Source organism: Levilactobacillus lindianensis, assembly GCF_003946095.1.
GTDB classification, from domain to species: domain Bacteria; phylum Bacillota; class Bacilli; order Lactobacillales; family Lactobacillaceae; genus Levilactobacillus; species Levilactobacillus lindianensis.
In genome coordinates, this window is sequence record NZ_RHOD01000007.1 from 1 (window position 1) to 16,414 (window position 16,414).

Genomic DNA, 16,414 nt, shown 5'->3' on the forward strand with positions numbered 1-16,414 from the left:
GTGCTAGTGCGCCACGTTGAAAACGTGATAAAGTAGATGTACCCAAAGTAATCACTCCCTATATTGGTTGGAATTAGCTACTACCATTGTAAGTGATTGCTTTGGGCTTTTTAATTTCTGTTCGGATTAATTATAGAATTTGCCAAATGGAATTATGGGCACATTTGATCATATTCAATGTTGTTAGCCATATTAATGCGGAAGTAGCGATTCCACAGAATAATTGTAATTATTCTTATCTAGTTAATTTTAAGATGTCATGCGTTGTTGTTCATAAAAGGTATAGACTATCACCAAAAACAAATAATGACCGAATCTTAATCGAAATAGGTCATTATTTACTACCGATCCGTCCAGATAGAAAAGATCGCAGGAAGATTAGTTCAAAAACACCAGTGTACTTTACGTATCGAGTAGCTTAAACCAGATTGGTAAAATATTGTACGGCTTAAGCTTATTTAGTGTGCAATAAAATTAAATTGTAAGCATTAGTTAAATCACAAAAAGCACCTATTTAATGAAAAATCACTAAATAAGTGCTTTGATATACAAAGCCTAGTTTGTCAATAGCTTAACTTAATGACATTGGACTTTTGCCTCAAACCCTATTTTATTGCTCTTCACCAGCACGAAGGGCAATGACTTGACAAAATGAACGAATCGTTATAATATTCATTCATTATCAAAGGAGCGAATGACAATGGACGATAAAGAACGACGGTTAGCCAACAGTGCCCACGATCTCTTTTTACGACAGGGCTTTAAACACACCAGCATCGCACAGATCGCCCGTCACGCCGACGTGGCCGTGGGGACCTTCTACAATTTCTACGCGTCCAAGGACGATATCTTCGTTCGAATCTACAACGCCGAGAATGAACGAATCAAGGCCGAAATCATGGCCCGCGTCGACCTCACTGGTGACCCCGCTGCCGTGGTCAAGACGGTGGTTCAAGAGATCTTCACCAGTTCGGCGGACAATCGTATTCTCCAAGAGTGGTTCACCAATCCCAAACTCAATAATATTATCGCGCAGACCAATCAATCTGCCGTCGAGGAAAGCCTGGTCTATGCGACACTGATGAAGCTCATTGACCAATGGCGTCAAACCGGAAAACTGAAGGACGATCTGAGCCAGGACCGTATCATCAGCCTCTTCAATGCCCTCACGGTAGTCGACTTCCATCAGAGTGAGATTCAAACCGACAGTTACTACCAACTGCTCAATGACCTCATCGCTAGTATTCTCTTATTCATTCTAAAATAGCCGATTCGGTTATTTTTTTAAATCTAAAGTGAATGAATGCTAAACATATTCATTCAGATCAAAGGAGCCTTCTCTCATGAAAAAAATCTTACTCATCTTCATCGTGCTTGCCTTGGTGCTCATCGCAGGTACTCTGGGGATCACGGCTAGTCAGCGGCGGCTCACCGTCAATACCGGCCGGATCGACCAGTTAACCCACCAGACTATCCCCCTGACGACGTAGCCACATCAGTTACAACTGGCCGTTCGAACGGCTCGGGTGACGATTCGAACCGGAGCTTCACCGACCATCAGCCTCAACCAGGTCGCCAAGTCCCAGTACCAGATTAAAGCCACGGCCGATCATCTCAGCATCACCGAACCCTTGGCTCACCAACATCAATTGACCATCGGCCACACGCCAACCATCGTGATTACCCTCCCAACTAATCAGATCGATCACCTAGAAGTTAACCAACTTAACGGCACACTGAACCTACACTCACTGGCCATCAACACCGCTCAGATCACCCATCAGAATGGCACTACCACTGCGAATCACCTGACGCTTAGACGAGGCGGATATCTCACCAAACGCAACGGGGCCACGACGCTCACCGACCTCACTACCCACGGCCTTCAGGTTTCCGTCAAGAACGGACAGGCCAAGCGCAATGGTCGACGAGTCGCCAGCACCCACCACACTTACCGCCAGGCCGGCCAACATCCGTTACGGATTCGTAGTGGTAACGGCCAGGTAAAGCTGACCACAACATCAGCGCAATAGATCTCACTCGTTTAAAAAAAGGCGATGTCCACGGACATCGCCTCTTCATCATATCTAAGTGTTTATTCCGTAATACAAGCTTGAATAGCCCGGAACACTGGACGCAAGCTTTCTCCCTCGGCCGTCAGACCCCAGCGCCATTGTTTCACATGAAACATTATCAGGTGGCGGTGCCACAATCGCCACAGTTCACGCCACGATCCCAGTAAGCGTAGCTGGCCACTGGTAGCCGGACCAACCGCCAGCCGTAGCAACAGCCGCCACTGTGTCGGCGATGTCACCATCCGTTGGGTGCGTTGCATCCCCGAAATTCTGGTTTCCATGGGCATCCCCCACTTTCGTTGGCCTTAGGTCGTCTCTAAGAGATGGTCGAAGCCCGCGTGATCATTTTCAATCTCCACGTCAGGCAGCTCATCCGCACGTCGTTCACCCCAGAGTGACATCTGGAGGAGAATCTTTCCTAACGATCGGCCCGTCTCCGTCAGACTGTAAACCACCTTAAATGGGGCCCGGTCACCTTGAACCTGCCGATCAATGATGCCATCGTCCTCTAGTTCACGAAGCTGTTGCGTCAACACCTTCTGTGAAATGTCGGGTAACATCCGGCGCAAGTCACAGGTCCGCTGAGGCTGGACGCTCAAGTGGCAGAGTAACTGGGGCTTCCATTTACCGCTAATCACGGCTAGAGTGGCCTCGACTCCTAATTGATACGTTTTTTTCATCCCGCGAACCCTCCTCGATGTTTTTAACCATTGTAACCGTTAGATTACCTTTTGGGTAGTAGGCACCTTTTGGTAACCATCGCTCAGCTAGCAGCAACCCCTCATTTTAAAATTAATTATTAATAATTAGCACATTGATAATTAATAATTATTAGTTCAATCGCCGTGCCGGCAACAAAAAGAGTTGCCCAGTCCTTTCAGACCTAGCAACTCTGCCCATTCACTAATCCTTAGGCACCGCCATGACATCCGTATCCACAATCCCGAATCGGCGACGCATCGTGGCTTCAATTTCTTCACCCAAGCGATAACTATCCTGAACCTCCATGTGAGGGTCCACCACAATAATCAAATCTAACGTAACGACATTCCCGTTATAATGGGCGTTCAGTTCGCGAACCCCTTGGACCTCAGGAAAGGCCAACACGGCCTGACGGAACTGTTCCTCGGCCTGTGGATCAAAGTAATCCGCTAAGTTTAGGCTACTCTCCCGGAAAATTTTGACACCTGCCGTCAGGATAAAAATCCCCACAACGATACTGGCAGCACCATCCAACCATTCGAAACGAAAGAGTAACGCACCAGCAATGGCAATTAGGGTCCCGACACTCGTCACGGCATCGCTCAGACTATCCTGAGCGGCAGCCGTCAATGAGGCATTTTGCAATTTTCGCCCGGCGCGCCGGTTAGACCACCAAACGATTAGCATGATTAACGCGGCAATCCCCGCCCCAACCAAAGTGATCGGCTGAGGAATCGTCTGTTTTCCCGTGTGTAGCAGGCTTTTAACGCCACTAAACATGACGCTCCCGGCGATGGCAACCATCACAATCCCAGTAATTAATGTGAAGACGGTCTCGTAACGGAAACGGGTCAATTGCAGGCGCTGGTCGTCCTGTTGTAACTCCGCGGACAACGGTTGCCCGATCAGGTCATCGTCATCAATATCACTGGCAATGTGGTTACCCATTAATAGTAATGCGGTCGAGATAATCCCAGATAGATTATTCAAGGCGTCCGCCCGTAAGGTTTGTGAACGCCCCACAATCGCCAAATAGAACTCAATGACGGAGATGCCCACGTAGGCCACAACGTTCATCGCCAGATGCCAGCGAGCGCCCTTTAGTTTCTTCAATTCAGCCGCCTGACGTTCCTCCCACGCAATCTGTTCGGATTGACGGTGTGCCTTTAAGTCCTTCATATTTCAACCTCCCTGCTCCTAATTCAATAAGTCTATTATAGTATCTTTCGCCGGAAACGAGCAGACTATGGCACCAATCATCGGTAAAATTGTGAAACTTGTTCGATTTTTCATTAATTAAATTTATTTGTTGGAAACGACTCCTTTAATTTCCAATGACGGCCACAAAGCAAGCTATACCAACGTCTCACCCCCAATTGTTAAATGACCGAACTAATCTTTCTAGAAAAGCTATTGCAAACTGTAAGTGCCTACGTTATAATTACTTTGTGAAATAGGTGTTAAAGATTTTCAAAACTTCTGAAAGAAGGCATTTTTATTATGGCTGAACGTAGTTATGATTTTCTGATGCCCAGTGTCAACTTTTTTGGCCCTGGCGTAATTAACAAGATTGGTGACCGTGCAAAGATGCTTGGCATGAAGAAACCCGTTATTGTGACGGATAAATTCTTGGAAAGCATGGAAAACGGTGCTGTTCAACAAACTTTGGACTCACTCAAGGCTGCCGGTGTCGACTACGTCATCTACAACAACGTCGAACCGAACCCTAAGATTCGGAACATTAAAGAAGTCAAGAAGCTCTACGAAGAATCTGGTGCAGATTCCATCATTACCGTCGGTGGGGGATCTGCCCATGATACTGGTAAGGGTGCCGGGATCATTTTGACCAACGGCGATGACATTACCAAGTTGGCCGGAATCGAAACTCTCGACAAGGCTTTACCACCATTAATTGCGGTCAACACGACTGCCGGGACTGGTTCAGAACTGACCCGTCACGCTGTGATTACCAACGAAGAAACCCACTTGAAGTTCGTCGTCGTTTCATGGCGGAACATTCCACTGGTTTCCTTCAACGACCCAACCTTAATGCTGGATGTACCTAAGGGCTTAACCGCCGCTACGGGAATGGATGCCTTTGTTCAATCCATCGAACCCTACGTTTCAGTGGATCACAACCCTATCACCGACTCGCAATGTATCGAAGCCATTAAATTAATTGAAAATTCATTAAGAGAAGCCGTTGCCAACGGCCACAACCTGGAAGCCCGGACCAAGATGGTCGAAGCTGAAATGTTAGCCGGTATGGCCTTCAACAACGCCAACTTAGGTTACGTCCACGCCATGGCTCACCAACTTGGTGGCCAATACGACGCCCCACATGGTGTCTGCTGTGCATTGCTCTTGCCTTACGTTGAAGAATACAACATCATCGCTTGCCCAGAACGCTTTGCCGAATTAGCAAAGATCATGGGTGAAAACACAGAAGGCTTATCAACGCGTGACGCTGCCGAATTGGCCATCAAGGCCATGAAGCAGATGTCTCAAGACGTTGGTATTCCTAAGTCCATCAAGGAAATCGGTGCCAATCCGGAAGACTTCGAACTGATGGCTGAAAACGCCTTGAAAGACGGGAACGCCTTCTCTAACCCACGTAAGGGGACGAAGGAAGATATCGTTAAGATTTTCCAAGCCGCTTACGACGCTGAATAAACTTTATCATGACGCTTTTCACTAACAACTCATGCGAAGGCTATGCGCCTAACCACCACATAGCCGTTGGTTCCCTGGATTGAGGACCAACCTTAACCGCCACCTTGCCGGGTGGCGGTTTTTGTGTTGCCCGCAAATAAAAAATGCACGGTCACCAATCGATGGCCGTGCATTTTCTAGTCTTTAGCCGCCAAACGGTAACGGAGCACCGTTTTACCCTTCTCCGGTGCAGTTCGTCGGGGGTCCGTCAAGTAAATTTCACGGTGCCAGTAGTCCCCCATTGTTGGCACGATCTGCTCATGCTGCTCACTGACGATGGCCTGCATCTTTGCAAAGGTCGCGGGTTCATCATCAAAGGGCCCGTGATGCATCGCCTGCAGGACCCGGCCCTCCGTGTATGAGGTCCACTTGAGAGCGGGTAACCAAGGATTAGTCTTCTTGTGCATTACCCGATCCAAGCTCGCCAGGAAGTCCGCCTCCGTCAGTCGATCCGGCTGACGCAACATAATTTGATAACGTAACGCCGACTTGTTTAACTCGGTGCCCTTAGACCCGTCGTCGGTGGTCCAGACGCCCTCCAAGGGGTAGACGGTATATACGTAGGGATCGCCCAGTTCGCCGCGTTTCAAAGCCATTCGCAGGTCATACGCGACCGGATACAGGGCACCAATCTGTTCACTGAACTCAGGCCGGTTCGGATCACCCGTTCCGGCTAGTGTAATGAAGTTCATCCGAGGTAGCGTTAAGATTGTCGGCTGTTTAGGGAGATACCAGTCTTTTTCGGCCTTTCGCCATTCGTGTTTCACGTGAAACCCTCCGTTTCGTTTGGTGCTTAAAAATCTTCAAAGTTATTTTGCTGAAATGTGTGACAAAAGACAGCTGGCTCCGCTTCACCCCGATAGTCATTGACTAACTGTCTTTTGTCACACTCTTACTTTTCTACCAAAGGAACCAACATCTCACCATGCACCCCGTCAGCGTCTTGCCCCGTCATACAGGAAGTGTTGGGCCCGCCCACGTAGGCGTAATCCTTGAGCTGCGGTAAGATTTCGCCGAAAGCCGGTCCCTCTAACGCATTATACAAACCCATCTGATCGCTAGTCGTTCCTTGAATGACCAAGTACTTTCCGGCTGGAAAGGCAATCAGCCGTTGGCCCGTCGCTACCGTCGTGCTGGGGTCGACCTGCTTACCAGCGTAGTAATGAAATTCGCCGTTAACGGCTTCGTTAACCGCATATGGATAGTTGGTGATGCCAGCCAAGTCATCCAAAGCGTGGTCCGCATTGATTTTCTGCCAGAAGTCCGCCTTCTGTTGGCCCATTTCAGAGAAGCCGCCGGTCAGCACCATTCCAATACCTAAAACTGTAAATGCTGGTTTTTCTTCGATTGTATAAGTTGTCATGTTCGTGACCTCCATTTCTTGATACACTGAGTATAATCGTTAACCGTACCAAAAACTGACACCATTTGGAGGCAACCATGACTAAAACGTCGCGAATCAATACCATGATGCGTTATATCAACAATCGTCAGGTCTTCACCATTCGTGAACTGATGGCGCAATTTCAAGTCTCGCGGAGCACGGTAATTCGCGATCTCAATAGTATTCAGGAACTGGGAATGCCGCTAACCGCTACGGTGGGACGCGACGGCGGCTATGCCGTTCTGGCCAACCGCCTCCTACCGGCCGTGCAGTTCAACAATGAAGAATTGAAAGCCCTCTTCGTGAGCTTTCTTGCCACACTCAATACCCAGTTGCCCTATCTGGAGAATCGAAATACTCTGACTGAGAAGCTCGTCGCCATTGCCTCACAGACCCAACAAGATGATCTGCTAACTCTCCAGGAACTCTTGGTCTTCGACCACACGAATCCCCGCAATCCGAAATTAACCGAGCTCACGGACTTCGCCCCCGCCCTTTTAAAGCCTCTGCTCAACACCTGTCTGCGCACCCGTCAGCTGGTCATCACGACCAGTTCCGGCACCCACACGGTCTGGGTCCAACACGTTTTCACTCGTCAGGCGACCTGGTACGTCGCCGCCTGGGATCTGACAACGCAACGTTTCTGCCAATTGGCCGTCGCCGACATGCAGGCCGTTCAGCCGGTTGCCCAAGAACAGGCGATCGATCCTGCCGCGATTAACGCAGCCATTCGACAAGCCCAGCCCGCAGTGAACGTCCGCATCAGCCTGACCGCCCCTGCTATTCAGCAATTCCACAATCATCCCCATCCCACGGCCGTCCTCCAATATCGCGATCCCTTTCAGCAGACCGCCTTGTTGGAATGTACCGTCGAGACCACGGATACCCAAGCCGTCCGGGACTTCTCGAACTGGTTTCGTTATTTAGGGCCAACCGCACGATTGGAAATGGCCCCAACCGCCGTGACCGCCGACCTCCGCCAGCTCGCCAATGACCTGTTAACCAACCTCCCCTAAGATGTTTCATGTGAAACAAAAATGCTCAGTAACCGCGCTAATTCACGATTGCTGAGCATTTCTTAATTCAAGGTCATCTGCCCATCCATAATGGCATAGGTGCGGTCGGCAAACTCCTGCAAGCGTAGGTCATGGGTCACGACCACAATGGCCTTGTTGTGTTCCTTAGCTAAATCATGCAGTAGCTGGCCAACAACCTTCACTCTGGCACTGTCTAAGGCCGCCGTGGGTTCATCGGCCAATACAATGTCGGGGTTCTGGTATAGCGCCCTGGCAATGGCCACACGTTGCGTTTGCCCACCGGATAGTTCCGCAGGATATTGGTCAATCAACGCGGCAATTCCCAATTGTTCTAGGAGATGACGCAGGGCTGACGCATTCAAGTTGCCCTTCGGTTTCACGCGATCAACCAACGTGAATTGGTCGCGGACCGTCAGATATGGCACCAAATTATAGGCTTGGAGGATAAACCCAATCCGGTTCAATCGCAAGGCGTCTCGGGCCTTACCGGAAATGTCATCTAGTTCTTGCCCCTGGACGACAATCGAGCCCGAAGTCGGTGTTTGAATACCACCCGCGATGGTCAGAAAAGTACTCTTGCCAGAACCCGAGGGGCCAATAACCAAGCTGACCTCACCACTAACGGCTTCGAAATTAACGTCATTGAGCACCGTCACCTCATTGGTGGCGTGGCCGAAAACCTTGTTGACGTGTTGCAATGCTAAAGCTGGCATAGTCTAACCTCCCATAACGCTGACTGGATCAACGTTTAAAATGACTTTGACGGGAATCAAGGCCCCGACGACCCCGGTCAATAGAATTCCGCCGGTCACGGCACCCAATAGAGGCACATTGAAACTCATAGGGACCCCCGCCGGTAACAAGAGCACCGTGCCCAACGTCAGGCCGGCCCCGATAGCCAACCCCGCCACCACGAGTAGGAGGGCCTGGGTAATGGTCGTTGTGACCAATATTTTAGCCGGAATTCCTTGTGCCCGTAGGACCGCGTAATTTGGTAATTTTTGCATCGTGAGAATGTAAAGGAAGACGGCAATCACCACCATAGCAATTACCATCAGGAAGCCAATCATAAAGGAAAAAGTGGTGTTCTGCGCAGAATAACCTGGCAGTTTGTTAATAAATTTGCTCAGCGGTAACGTACTCAGGCCCTGCGCCTTGAACGTCGATCGCGTCGAGGCAATGCCACTGGCCTGAAAGTCTGCGGTCAAATGACTCAACGTGCGCCAAGTTCCCAGCGACCCATAAATCACAGGTGCCACGCTGAGTTTGGCATTGTGCGTGAAGCCCACGATGCGATACTGCCCATCGGCGGCGTTTAGCGTCACCTTATCCCCTAGACGATAGCCGTTATCCTTAAAGCTGTCATCGACTAAGATCTGGTTCGCCTTGGTTGGCTTGTGCCCCGCAGTAACCTTGACACGCCGGTAGATCAGTTGGTCGCGGTCAATTCCCAAAAACTGGGCCGAGAGCTTGACTTGACCCTTGGCCTTAGCGACAACTCCCGTCTGTCCCAGATAAGCCTCGTGACTGGTCAATTTAACCTTATCCGCCGCCTGCTTCGTAATCACCGACTGCGATAGACTATCATTGGCATCCTTGTTGAGGGCAATCCGATCGACCCGCCAACTACTGATAGCCTGCGTGTTCTGTTGGGCTAGGCCATATGACAAACCACTCAAAATGAAGACGAGATACGTCACCAAGACAATCATCCCAATAATGAGCCCATAGCGTAATTTCTCATGTCGAATCTCTCTTAAGGCTAAAAACATAGGCCCTCCTAACCCGCCAGTAGCATTAACGCTTGGCGGAAACGTGCCAGGGCCGCAGTCTGCTGGTCCGGCTGTAACATGATCTCTTTAATTGTCGCGTGACTCAGCGTCATCGCCGCCCAATCCGCGACTGGTAAATCATCCGGTAAGGTCCGGGTCGGAATCAGACTCTCATTCTCCCGGTAATGGCGTTTAATCAGCTGGTCGTAAGGACTGGCTACCACGTGGTCAACGAAACTAGCCACCGCCGCATAGTAGCTGTTGGGATTGAATTCAGTCCCCGTTGGTCGGCCAAACTCCTGGTGGATATGAGTCAGCGCCACACCATAAAGATACTGATAAGCATCGGTCAGATCGGCAAAGTATTTGTAGAAGGCACCACGGGCAATGTCGGCTCCCGTCACGATTCGCGCAACCTGGGCCTCGGCCAGGCTATGTGTCGAAAATTCAGTCAGTAACGCCGCCGTAATGCGGTCTTTTTTAGGTTGTGGTAAATTTTTAAAGGTAGATAAAGGCATCATCAAAACTCCTTTCACCAATTGGTGACATCGTGTCACTATCCAGGAGTCTATCACGGCGATGACACCGTGTCAACATTTGGTTACTAAAAACGGCCCTACCGCGAGGGTAAGGCCGGAGAACGTCCTAATCTTGTGCTAATTTTTGTGGTTCGCCGATTAGCCAGTGACCCAGCAAGGCTAGGAACAAGAAGACCATGGCTACGCCACAGACACCCGTCCAACCCGCATGACCCCAAGCCCAAGTGGCCGACAGAGTTCCCATCGAGCCACCCAGAAAGTAGCTAAACATGAAGACGGAGTTGTTGCGGCTACTCTGTTGGCGATTCAGGGACTGCACGATGGCCTGGTTGGAGACCTGACTGAATTGCGTTCCCAGATCCAGGAGAATAATACCGACGATAAGCCCCATCATCCAGTGGCCAATTAGCCAGAAGATAACGAACGCGACTCCGGAGAAGACCATCCCCAGACCCACTGTCAACCGCGGTGAGCGTTGATCCACCAGATTCCCGATCATGGGTGCCGCCAGCACCCCGGCGATGCCTAGCAGCCCCAGAAGCCCTGCGACGCTACTTCCCAAATGGTAAGTGTCCGCCAGATAGAAGGCCAACGTCGACCACAGGACGTTAGACATCCCAAACAAGCAGAACCCATTGATGGCTGACCCTCGTAACTCCCGTTGACTGGTAAAGAGCTTCGGTAACATCCCAATTACCTTTAAATAGCTCAGCGCTTGGTGGCCTCGTTCGTCCTTTGGCAACTTGGCATGCACGATGAGAAGAAAAACGAGATCGATGCCCGCCGCCAACAGATAGATATCCTGCCAGGGCATGATACTCCCAAGGAGCCCACTGAATGACCGCGATAATAAAATCCCCGTCAACAGGCCACTGAGCACGATGCCCAGGACCTTCCCGCGTTGAAGCGCTGGGGCCAAATAGCCAGCATAAGGAATGATGATCTGGGGTGCCACCGAGGTAACCCCCACCAAGGCCGTGGCGACGGCAAAGACCCCGGCGGTCGGTGCCCAGAATGCCAGCAGCAACGACCCAATTGAAAGAATCATCATGAATTGAATGAGATGATAGCGATCAAAGATGTCTCCCAAGGGCACGATCAACAGTAGGCCAAACGCATAGCCTAACTGCGTGACCATGGCGAGTGTCCCAACTGCCGCCTTCGACAGGTTAAAGTCCGCGGCAATCAGGTTCTCAATCGGTTGAATAAAGTTTAAGTTGGCAACGATGACTCCGGTCACCACCGCCATGAGTAGGACTGTCTTCTTCGACAGTGTTGCTTGTGTATTCACTAGAAAAACCTCCTCCTAGCAGTTTAGCCTTTTTCGCGGCGAATGAAAACCGTTGACAGATTCATGAAAACGAAAAAAGAGCTGAAAGTCACCCAGCTCTTACATAATTTATTTGATAATTCGAGTCATTCAAGCCTATCGTGCTAGCCGCTCATCGGCCATGTCTTCAGCACCCAACTTCAGTTGTCCGGCTCGCTTGATTAGCTTGTCGGCCGTGCGGTTGCCTTCTGCGGGTAACGCCAACGGTTGTGGTATTTCTGCGGCAATCGGCGCCTTCACGACTAGTAAATGCGGACCATCCATGCTAAATCCCAAATGCCGTTGTAAATCTGTCGCAGTAAGCGTCAGTAAAGCCACACTAGCTGGGCTCGACGTTGGTCGCGGCAGACTGGCGGCAGTCGCCGCAATAAACGCCCGCGGGCCGCCTAATCCCGCCAATGTCAACGTGACCCACACCAATCCCAATGATCGTACGACTGAACGTTTCATCAGACCCCTCCTAAGGTTTAGCCCCGACATCATTTTCAGCCTTAGTGTAGCAAGTCCAGATCACTTTTCAGCAAATTCTCTGTATTTTATTGGTAAAGGTCTCGTTTTCAGAATAGACTTTCAATTAAATCTACCAACTCAAGATTTTTTTGAAGCCCTGGCACCATCAGCCAGAGCAGCATACAAGATTAAGACAGATTCTTTCATTTCTTCTCCCGCCCCAACTGAATCATCTGCCGCACCCAGCGTTGCGAATAATCATATTTTCTGGTTAACTCCGCAATGTTGTGGCCGTTGTATTCCGTTAGGATTTGTTTGGCCACCTTGTCCCGATTATAGAGCCGCATGGGAAACGAGATCTGCTGACCACGATATAATTGATAGATTTTCTCAGTGAGATCCTCCACAACCAAATCCACCAACTGGGCGTACGTATCCTGTAATAAATCCACTCGCATTTTCACTTAAAACTCCTCCTTCATTGACTTCTACCCTTCACAGCGTAGCAAACGTGCACGTTTTGCTAAAATGGCCTTAGCCGTACACGATACCGGCAAGTTTCCCCGAATTATGCCTCTGGTTTTGCTAAGATTCTGCGAATGGTCCGGCTGGAATAATTGTGATCGTGGGCCAATGTCACCACGCTAACCCCTTGGTTACAGGCCTGCCGAATCGTCGCGGCTTCCTTTTTCCGGTCCAACAATCGTCTCGGGAAAGTGGTCTGCGATCCGCCAAAGTAAGCACACATCTTTTTCGTAGCCTCGACCCCAACAACGCGTGCTAGCTTCTGATAGACCGCGTACCAATTTTCAATTTCGTCCACCATCATCAACTCCATTGCTTCCTAATTGACTTGAGTTTACAATGACAAATAGACAATATATGTCCACCCGCCAAAAAAGGAGGCCGCCAAATGAATGCCGCCTACCGCCAATTAACCATTTTTCAATTATTAATGACTGATCACCTGATCAAAAAGGCCGCGCTGGCCGACCGGTTCAACGTCAGTCCCCGCATGATTCAACGAGATCTCAGTCAGATTCGTCAGTTTATTACTGACCAACACCTCTTCTATCAGTTGGCTTATGACCATCAATCTGGTGGCTACCAACTAAAGACTACTCAGGCCACCGTTTCCAAGCAGGCCCTACTCCTCTTGATAAAAATTGTTCTGGCTAGTCGGGCTCTCACCACGGACGAGATGAACAAAACCATCGACAGCCTCCTCCAACTCATCCCCGTCACCGATCAAAACGAAATCCGCCCCATCATCAAGAATGAACGCTTCTACTACCAGCCGGTCCATCACGGACAGCCACTACGCAATATCGTTTGGCAACTCAGCGGCTACATCAGCCAACGCCAAACCATCACCATTACCTACCAACGGCAACACCGTGAGATTGTGACGCGAACCATTCTGCCTGAAGCCATCATTTTTTCTGAATACTATTTCTACGTGGTGGCTTATAATGCCAAATACAAGAGCAACCTCTTCTACCGGGTCGACCGAATTCGCCATATTCAAGTCAATAATCAACAGCCGATCACCCGGACCCGCGCGGAACGCGTCGAAGATGGCGAGCTACGTCAGCTGGTTCACTACATGCAGCCAGGGAAGAAGCTCACGGTACACTTTAAATTTTGGGGTATCGTGGAGGCAGCTCTCGATCGCTTTCCAACTGCCAAAGTGGTAGACCGCTACCCCGATGAAGGGGCCGTCTTGATCGAAGCCATTGCGTTCGACCGTGGGGCCAAAATGTGGCTATTGAGCCAGGGTGATTTGGTTCAGGTCCAAACACCCAGTGATTTTGTTGCGGACATCCGGGCGGAATTACAACGAACTTTAGATCGCTACTAGTGCCCCCGATCGGGCGACTCATTTCAAATGAAATCGCTTAACTATTAATAAATAAAAAATAATCCTTACGATAGTTTTAGAAACGTGTTATGCTGGCATCTCGTGGGAAATTTAAACGAGGAGCAACACAATGCCTAAAAATTTTAAAGAAGAATTACTTTTCACTGCCGTTATGGCAGGACTGATGGTCCTGGTCATGGCTGGCTACAACATCGCTTTAGCCGATGGCTTTTCCAACCACTTCATCCGTGAGGTTCTGACGGGTTACCCGCTGGCTTTACTAGTGGCCGCCATCTGCGACCTGGGGATTATTGGCCCCGGCGTTAAATACATCTTTTTCCACTTCATTATTAATGATTACATGAAAAAGAAGCAAATCCGAATTGCCTTGACGATCTCCGTCATGATGGTTGCTGGTATGGTCACGTTGATGTCTCTGTTTGGGATCATCGTCACTCAGAACTTTGGCGGGAACTTCTTCCTGACCTACCTGCACACCTGGATCTTTAACTTATTTATGGCCTTACCACTGCAACTTATCGTGGTCGGCCCCATCGCTCGGGCAATCCTGGGCGCTGTTCAAAAGAAGACTGCGCTCAAGGCAGCCAAAATGGAAACCAACTCAGCAGAAGATTAAACCTAACTAAACGTCGCCGCTACCAATCAGTAGTGGGGACGTTTTTATATTTTCAGTGGTCCCACGCCAACGAAAAATAGAAGCGCCACAACCGTACAATTCGGTTGTGACGCTTTTTAGGATCTGTTTTAATCAATGTCGATCGCTGGCCGGCCTTCGTCGTCCGGAGAACTTCACAGCTTACTGATCCGTATTATTACTTATAAGTATATGATTCCTAGTTTTGATCATTGTCTTTCTCCGATTCAACTTCTTTCAATAATCGGCGAATATGTCGGGCCGAATAGCCGTGGGACTGCGCCAACACATCGACCGGAACTCCGTGTTGACGTTCCTGCCAAATCATCTCGGCTTCTTTCTTGGGGTCGAGCAATCGGGTGGGAAAATAGAGTTGGGACCCCGTGAAGTGCTTAAAAAGCTCCTCCGTTGCCGCTGCTCCAATGATCCGGGCCATCTCCTGGTAAAGTGTTTGCCAATTTTCCGTCTTTTCCATCATTTCTTAGCCACCCTTACTTAACATTAAAATCTGAATTATGACGCCGAAAAGGGTATTCTCACGACCCCTTCCGTTTACCTTCTGACCACTCTTCATCTAACCCTCAACAGCCCGACCTAACCTGTGCTACGGCGCGGTTCTATTAATGATTAGCTTACCCGGTTAGGTTGGCCATTTCTGTTGACCTTTTCACGACAAATGTCTATACCACCTCAAATAATCAATAGTTTGGCATTGTTGCCAATCTACACATTTAAACCTTGAGACCCTTCATTCAGCGGTCTATCGCCAATCAGACGACTTACCGCCACAGCCCTAATCTGGAAATACCGAGGATTAGCTAACCGTTTTATCACCATAAGTTTTATGGATATTTCCCTATCAACTAGGTCATCAGCCAACTTGTTTTAATCCCGAATGAGCCTACCCGATAATCCTAAATTGATGTATGATTAGATTAGTTAAGACAATACATATCCAGAGGAGTTAAATATGCGTTTGAAATACAAATTAGGCTTGCTTACTGCAGCCCTACTCTTACCAATCAGTCTGGCCATGACTTCTACAACCACGGTCAAGGCCGCCAGCACATCAACACCCAAGACGACCAAGAAGGTCACGAAAAAGAAGAAGGCTAAGCACACATACCTCATCGTGATGGGTCATGGTGCCGGTGATCCCGGTGCGCGCGGTAACGGAACCAACGAGGCCAAATTCTTACGGAAGTACTACTTACCGCAACTGAAGAAGTACGCCAAGAAGATCAAGAACAGCAAGGTTGTTTTCTACAACTCGAAGCACGACATCGTCCGTGACACCCTGGTTCACCACAAGGGGTCCTACAAGATTAATAAGAAGACGACCATCATCATGTTCCATCTCGACGCGCCTTACGGTCGCGGTGGTCACGTCATCATCCACAAGAAACACCCAACAGCTCGTGACAAGCGGATGGCCAAGGTCATCAAGAAGTACGTTGGCTTGAACCACGCTTACAATGGCTACAGCTACCGAACCAACCTCAAGAACTGTAACGTGCTGCGTCACCGGCACATCGACTACAGCTTGGTCGAAATGGGCTTCATCACCAACAAGTCCAACTTCAAGCACCTCAAGAAGAACCGCGCCAAGATTGCGAAAGCTTATATCGAAGCTATCACCAATGAGAATATCAAGTAGATCTGTCACAATGTGTCAGAAATCCCGTGATCGAATTCGATCGCGGGATTTTTTTGACATTTATTGGGAATTTATAAGCATCCATTTTCCCTGGCCAACCCGTCAAGTATTTCATGATTGTTGGTCATCCTGGTTTTCACCATTAACCATTGGCACTGGTGACGCGACTTGTGTCGGTGAGTTTAGTAAGTTTCCTACCAAAACCCGTCGCGTCTAGACCTCCGGGCCTCGCTCGTGCTT

Annotated in this window: 21 protein-coding genes; 8 read left to right on the forward strand and 13 right to left on the reverse strand. The window is 49.4% G+C overall.

What is annotated here, in order from left to right; genetic code table 11:
• Positions 1–700: 700 nt before the first annotated feature.
• The 3 genes from EKM70_RS03970 to EKM70_RS03975 all read left to right on the forward strand — a co-directional run bounded on the left by EKM70_RS03970 (position 701) and on the right by EKM70_RS03975 (position 2,033).
• A complete protein-coding gene (locus EKM70_RS03970) occupies positions 701–1,267 on the forward strand; it encodes a TetR/AcrR family transcriptional regulator (RefSeq protein ID WP_164506320.1) in 567 nt (188 codons plus the stop codon).
• Positions 1,268–1,343: 76 nt separating this feature from the next.
• Positions 1,344–1,490 (forward strand): hypothetical protein, encoded by a 147-nt coding sequence (locus EKM70_RS11365; protein WP_164506321.1) that lies wholly within the window; start codon positions 1,344–1,346, stop codon positions 1,488–1,490.
• A 15-nt stretch (positions 1,491–1,505) separates the two neighbouring features.
• Positions 1,506–2,033, forward strand: a complete 528-nt coding sequence (locus EKM70_RS03975; protein ID WP_125545455.1) for a DUF4097 family beta strand repeat-containing protein — start codon at positions 1,506–1,508, stop codon at positions 2,031–2,033.
• A gap of 62 nt (positions 2,034–2,095) precedes the next feature.
• Here the strand turns inward: EKM70_RS03975 and EKM70_RS03980 are convergent, their stop codons facing one another.
• The 3 genes from EKM70_RS03980 to EKM70_RS03990 form a co-directional block, all read right to left on the reverse strand.
• Positions 2,096–2,356: a hypothetical protein gene (locus EKM70_RS03980; RefSeq protein WP_125545457.1), complete on the reverse strand. Its 261-nt coding sequence runs from the start codon at positions 2,354–2,356 to the stop codon at positions 2,096–2,098.
• 24 nt (positions 2,357–2,380) lie between these two features.
• Positions 2,381–2,755 (reverse strand): winged helix-turn-helix transcriptional regulator, encoded by a 375-nt coding sequence (locus EKM70_RS03985; protein WP_125545459.1) that lies wholly within the window; start codon positions 2,753–2,755, stop codon positions 2,381–2,383.
• Between the two features lie 223 nt (positions 2,756–2,978).
• The gene (locus EKM70_RS03990) at positions 2,979–3,956 is read right to left on the reverse strand and encodes a cation diffusion facilitator family transporter (RefSeq protein WP_125545461.1); all 978 of its coding nucleotides are present in this window, start codon (positions 3,954–3,956) and stop codon (positions 2,979–2,981) included.
• 321 nt (positions 3,957–4,277) lie between these two features.
• Here EKM70_RS03990 and EKM70_RS03995 point away from each other — a divergent pair, with 321 nt between their 5' ends.
• Complete coding sequence (locus tag EKM70_RS03995) at positions 4,278–5,450, forward strand: iron-containing alcohol dehydrogenase (protein ID WP_125545463.1); 1,173 nt, start codon at positions 4,278–4,280, stop codon at positions 5,448–5,450.
• Positions 5,451–5,626: 176 nt separating this feature from the next.
• Here the strand turns inward: EKM70_RS03995 and EKM70_RS04000 are convergent, their stop codons facing one another.
• Positions 5,627–6,256 carry a GyrI-like domain-containing protein gene (locus EKM70_RS04000; RefSeq protein WP_125545465.1) on the reverse strand — a complete coding sequence of 210 codons (630 nt, stop codon included), beginning with the start codon at positions 6,254–6,256 and terminating at the stop codon, positions 5,627–5,629.
• A 125-nt stretch (positions 6,257–6,381) separates the two neighbouring features.
• Positions 6,382–6,852 carry a GyrI-like domain-containing protein gene (locus EKM70_RS04005; RefSeq protein ID WP_164506323.1) on the reverse strand — a complete coding sequence of 157 codons (471 nt, stop codon included), beginning with the start codon at positions 6,850–6,852 and terminating at the stop codon, positions 6,382–6,384.
• 77 nt (positions 6,853–6,929) lie between these two features.
• On the opposite strand from EKM70_RS04005, the gene EKM70_RS04010 reads away from it, so the two are divergent.
• Entirely contained in the window at positions 6,930–7,889 is a 960-nt protein-coding gene (locus EKM70_RS04010) for a helix-turn-helix transcriptional regulator (RefSeq protein ID WP_125545469.1), read from the forward strand.
• 62 nt (positions 7,890–7,951) lie between these two features.
• On the opposite strand, the gene EKM70_RS04015 is transcribed toward EKM70_RS04010, so the two are convergent.
• From EKM70_RS04015 to EKM70_RS04045, 7 genes are all read right to left on the reverse strand, one after another.
• Entirely contained in the window at positions 7,952–8,623 is a 672-nt protein-coding gene (locus EKM70_RS04015) for an ABC transporter ATP-binding protein (protein ID WP_125545471.1), read from the reverse strand.
• A gap of 3 nt (positions 8,624–8,626) precedes the next feature.
• Positions 8,627–9,682: an ABC transporter permease gene (locus EKM70_RS04020; RefSeq protein ID WP_125545473.1), complete on the reverse strand. Its 1,056-nt coding sequence runs from the start codon at positions 9,680–9,682 to the stop codon at positions 8,627–8,629.
• A gap of 8 nt (positions 9,683–9,690) precedes the next feature.
• A complete protein-coding gene (locus tag EKM70_RS04025) occupies positions 9,691–10,200 on the reverse strand; it encodes a TetR/AcrR family transcriptional regulator (protein WP_125545475.1) in 510 nt (169 codons plus the stop codon).
• A gap of 127 nt (positions 10,201–10,327) precedes the next feature.
• Positions 10,328–11,512, reverse strand: coding sequence for an MFS transporter (locus EKM70_RS04030; protein ID WP_125545478.1), 1,185 nt, complete (start codon positions 11,510–11,512; stop codon positions 10,328–10,330).
• Positions 11,513–11,647: 135 nt separating this feature from the next.
• A complete protein-coding gene (locus EKM70_RS04035) occupies positions 11,648–12,001 on the reverse strand; it encodes a hypothetical protein (RefSeq protein ID WP_125545480.1) in 354 nt (117 codons plus the stop codon).
• Positions 12,002–12,204: 203 nt separating this feature from the next.
• On the reverse strand, positions 12,205–12,459 hold the full coding sequence (locus EKM70_RS04040) for a Mor transcription activator family protein (RefSeq protein WP_225416376.1): 255 nt from the start codon (positions 12,457–12,459) through the stop codon (positions 12,205–12,207).
• 110 nt (positions 12,460–12,569) lie between these two features.
• Positions 12,570–12,824 carry a Mor transcription activator family protein gene (locus tag EKM70_RS04045; RefSeq protein ID WP_164506324.1) on the reverse strand — a complete coding sequence of 85 codons (255 nt, stop codon included), beginning with the start codon at positions 12,822–12,824 and terminating at the stop codon, positions 12,570–12,572.
• Positions 12,825–12,914: 90 nt separating this feature from the next.
• Here EKM70_RS04045 and EKM70_RS04050 point away from each other — a divergent pair, with 90 nt between their 5' ends.
• Both EKM70_RS04050 and EKM70_RS04055 read left to right on the forward strand, forming a co-directional pair.
• Positions 12,915–13,862, forward strand: coding sequence for a helix-turn-helix transcriptional regulator (locus EKM70_RS04050; protein WP_125545486.1), 948 nt, complete (start codon positions 12,915–12,917; stop codon positions 13,860–13,862).
• A gap of 130 nt (positions 13,863–13,992) precedes the next feature.
• Entirely contained in the window at positions 13,993–14,499 is a 507-nt protein-coding gene (locus EKM70_RS04055) for a DUF2798 domain-containing protein (protein ID WP_125545488.1), read from the forward strand.
• 217 nt (positions 14,500–14,716) lie between these two features.
• On the opposite strand, the gene EKM70_RS04060 is transcribed toward EKM70_RS04055, so the two are convergent.
• Positions 14,717–14,992 (reverse strand): Mor transcription activator family protein, encoded by a 276-nt coding sequence (locus EKM70_RS04060; protein WP_225416372.1) that lies wholly within the window; start codon positions 14,990–14,992, stop codon positions 14,717–14,719.
• A gap of 495 nt (positions 14,993–15,487) precedes the next feature.
• Between EKM70_RS04060 and EKM70_RS04065 the strand changes: the two genes are divergently transcribed.
• On the forward strand, positions 15,488–16,174 hold the full coding sequence (locus EKM70_RS04065) for an N-acetylmuramoyl-L-alanine amidase (protein ID WP_125545492.1): 687 nt from the start codon (positions 15,488–15,490) through the stop codon (positions 16,172–16,174).
• The last annotated feature ends 240 nt before the right edge of the window (positions 16,175–16,414 follow it).

Coding starts and splice junctions, on each gene's coding strand:
- EKM70_RS04065 (WP_125545492.1), top strand. CDS start 15,488: ATGCGTTTGAAATACAAATTAGGCTTGCTTACTGCAGCCCTACTCTTA.
- EKM70_RS04025 (WP_125545475.1), bottom strand. CDS start 10,200: ATGCCTTTATCTACCTTTAAAAATTTACCACAACCTAAAAAAGACCGC.
- EKM70_RS04015 (WP_125545471.1), bottom strand. CDS start 8,623: ATGCCAGCTTTAGCATTGCAACACGTCAACAAGGTTTTCGGCCACGCC.
- EKM70_RS03990 (WP_125545461.1), bottom strand. CDS start 3,956: ATGAAGGACTTAAAGGCACACCGTCAATCCGAACAGATTGCGTGGGAG.
- EKM70_RS11365 (WP_164506321.1), top strand. CDS start 1,344: ATGAAAAAAATCTTACTCATCTTCATCGTGCTTGCCTTGGTGCTCATC.
- EKM70_RS04055 (WP_125545488.1), top strand. CDS start 13,993: ATGCCTAAAAATTTTAAAGAAGAATTACTTTTCACTGCCGTTATGGCA.
- EKM70_RS04010 (WP_125545469.1), top strand. CDS start 6,930: ATGACTAAAACGTCGCGAATCAATACCATGATGCGTTATATCAACAAT.
- EKM70_RS04035 (WP_125545480.1), bottom strand. CDS start 12,001: ATGAAACGTTCAGTCGTACGATCATTGGGATTGGTGTGGGTCACGTTG.
- EKM70_RS03980 (WP_125545457.1), bottom strand. CDS start 2,356: ATGGAAACCAGAATTTCGGGGATGCAACGCACCCAACGGATGGTGACA.
- EKM70_RS03970 (WP_164506320.1), top strand. CDS start 701: ATGGACGATAAAGAACGACGGTTAGCCAACAGTGCCCACGATCTCTTT.
- EKM70_RS03985 (WP_125545459.1), bottom strand. CDS start 2,755: ATGAAAAAAACGTATCAATTAGGAGTCGAGGCCACTCTAGCCGTGATT.
- EKM70_RS04060 (WP_225416372.1), bottom strand. CDS start 14,992: ATGGAAAAGACGGAAAATTGGCAAACACTTTACCAGGAGATGGCCCGG.
- EKM70_RS04005 (WP_164506323.1), bottom strand. CDS start 6,852: ATGACAACTTATACAATCGAAGAAAAACCAGCATTTACAGTTTTAGGT.
- EKM70_RS04040 (WP_225416376.1), bottom strand. CDS start 12,459: ATGCGAGTGGATTTATTACAGGATACGTACGCCCAGTTGGTGGATTTG.
- EKM70_RS04020 (WP_125545473.1), bottom strand. CDS start 9,682: ATGTTTTTAGCCTTAAGAGAGATTCGACATGAGAAATTACGCTATGGG.
- EKM70_RS03995 (WP_125545463.1), top strand. CDS start 4,278: ATGGCTGAACGTAGTTATGATTTTCTGATGCCCAGTGTCAACTTTTTT.
- EKM70_RS04050 (WP_125545486.1), top strand. CDS start 12,915: ATGAATGCCGCCTACCGCCAATTAACCATTTTTCAATTATTAATGACT.